Annotated in this window: 2 protein-coding genes; both read left to right on the plus strand. The window is 52.6% G+C overall.

Features of this window, described 5'->3' with window-relative positions:
* Window positions 1–1,291 (plus strand): hypothetical protein (locus GX135_01685; GenBank protein ID NLN84798.1); only part of this gene is annotated, 1,291 nt, incomplete at its 5' end.
* A gap of 127 nt (window positions 1,292–1,418) precedes the next feature.
* On the plus strand, window positions 1,419–2,409 hold a 991-nt coding region (locus GX135_01690), incomplete at its 3' end, for a YifB family Mg chelatase-like AAA ATPase (protein ID NLN84799.1).

A 2,409-nucleotide genomic window follows, 5' to 3' on the forward strand; every position in this document is an offset into this window, starting at 1 on the left:
CTATGTTTCTCCCGATGGAACTTATACGGACACAGTGCTTTATGACCAGCCCAATCTCAATATGCTTCCAGATGACAGCGGATATCCGGGTGTTTCTTTTGCCCCGAATCCGCCGGAGGGATGGTCTTTGGCGCGCCGCATGGATGGCTTGGATACAGACAACTGCGCGCTGGACTTTATCGGCGAACCAAATCCCACACCCGGGCTGCCAAACCGTGTGCAAGCGGATTATGCCCTGCTTCATCCCAGGCTTTGGATGGATGACAACAGCTGGAATTTTGAACTGTGGGTGAAAAACGTTTCGGACCTGCAAACTCCCATCCCGGCTGAACTTCAGATCTATGTGGATGGTCTTCTTGTTGCATCCCACAGTGTGCCCTCCCTGCCGCCGGGAGATTCCCTGAATTTTGAGGCCGTCTTTCCCTCAAGCAGTGGAGTAAACCATGCAATATACAGCACGCTGGAACTTCCGAACGACCCGAACGAAGAAAACAACCACCTTGTTTTCCACCTTAATCCTGATGATGTGGGACTTCTGACTCTCAATGAAGTGATGTATTATCCCCAGCAGGGGCTGCAGGAATGGGTGGAAATTTTTATCCCGCTTCATCCCATCCGGAGCCAATACAAGTTTCGCGACAGGGCGGGCAACACAGCAAGATTCACTTTGCCGCCAAAAATCGGATATTTCGTCATCTGTCCGCAGCCGGAACTCCTTGCCTTGGAATATCCTGACTGTCCCCAGGATGTCATCATCGGCACCCAGGGTTGGGCGGCTTTGAACAACGATGGCGATGACCTTTATCTGCTTGATGGGGAAGACAATATCCTGGATTCCATGAGCTATGTCGGTTCCTCTTCCCACAGGGGAAAATCCTTGGAGCGAGCCACCGATAATCCCCAACTCTGGCGCGTTTCGCTGGATCCCTCAGGCTCAACCCCGGGGCGTAAGAACAGCCAACCCGCTGTCCCGCCTGATCTTGCGCATGGCATCAACGTGTCCGGAAGCCCTTGCAACCCTCTCGCGGGTGGAAGCATCATCGTTTCCTACAAACTGGAAAGCGACCAAAACAAGGTGAATTGCAAAATCTATGATCAAAGCGGGCGTCTGGTTCACATTTTGGCGGATCAAAACAACCTCCCAGGGGAAGGTGCCTTGATTTGGGATGGCAGATTTTCAAACGGAAAACCGGCTCCCCGTGGACGCTATTATATTCTATGGGAATCCCGGGCTTCAGGTGCCACGAAAGTCTTTCGCAAACAGCTTTCCGCCGTTGTTTTCCATCCCTGAATCAAGCCAAATATCCCTTCCCAAAAATATTGTGTTTGACACCCAAAGCCATTTTGCATAAATGGTTTTATTAATCCTGAAACCCATAAAAACGGAATCAGAGTACCCAAAACCCTAAGGAAATGTAATGGTTGGAATCGTTAATACCTACACCACGATTGGCATCGACGGTCAAAAGCTCACCGTGGAATGCGACAGCGCGAACCAAGTTTTCTTTGCCAGCATTGTGGGCATGGCAAGCACGGCGGTTAAAGAAAGCAAGGATCGCATCTTCGCCGCCTTGGAAAACTCTGGCTTCGACGCCGCCATCAAGCGCTTCACCATCAATCTTGCCCCCGCGGACATCAAAAAAGACAGCGCCGCGCTGGATTTACCCATCGCCATCGCTGTGCTGCAGAGCATCGGGCAACTCTCTGTGGAATATCTGCGCAAAACCGCCCTGGTTGGCGAGCTTTCCCTAAATGGCGATCTCCGACCCGTAAAAGGCGTATTGCCAATGGCTTTGGCTGCGAAACGGGATGGTTTGACCACCCTCGTTTTGCCCTCAGAAAACGCGCGCGAAGCAGCCATAATCGAAGGTTTGGATGTGATTCCCGTTGGCACTCTGCGCGAAGCTGTCACCTACCTGTGCGGCGAAAACCACATCAAACCCGCCCAAGTGGATAAAGAACAAATCTTTTCCGTCTTGAACGATTTTCCGCTGGATATGCGGGACGTGAAAGGCCAATTTCAGGTGAAACGCGCTTTGGAAGTCTCCGCCGCGGGTGGGCACAACCTTCTCATGATCGGCCCTCCCGGCTCAGGAAAAACCATGCTGGCGCGCCGCATTCCCACCATTTTGCCCGAACTTTCCCTCAACGAGGCTTTGGAAACCACCAAAATCCACTCCGTGGCTGGGTTTTCTAAAAACTTCCGCAATGGCATCCTCACCACCCGCCCTTTCAGGGCGCCACACCATTCCTGCTCTGAAAACGGACTCATCGGCGGCGGAACTTTTCCGCGTCCCGGAGAGGTTTCCCTGGCTCATTTTGGCGTGCTTTTTCTGGATGAACTGCCCGAATTCAAGCGCGGCGTGTTGGAAGTGATGCGCCAACCCTTGGAAGACGGCATCGTAACCA

This window comes from Candidatus Cloacimonadota bacterium (assembly GCA_012522635.1).
Classification (GTDB): domain Bacteria; phylum Cloacimonadota; class Cloacimonadia; order Cloacimonadales; family Cloacimonadaceae; genus Syntrophosphaera.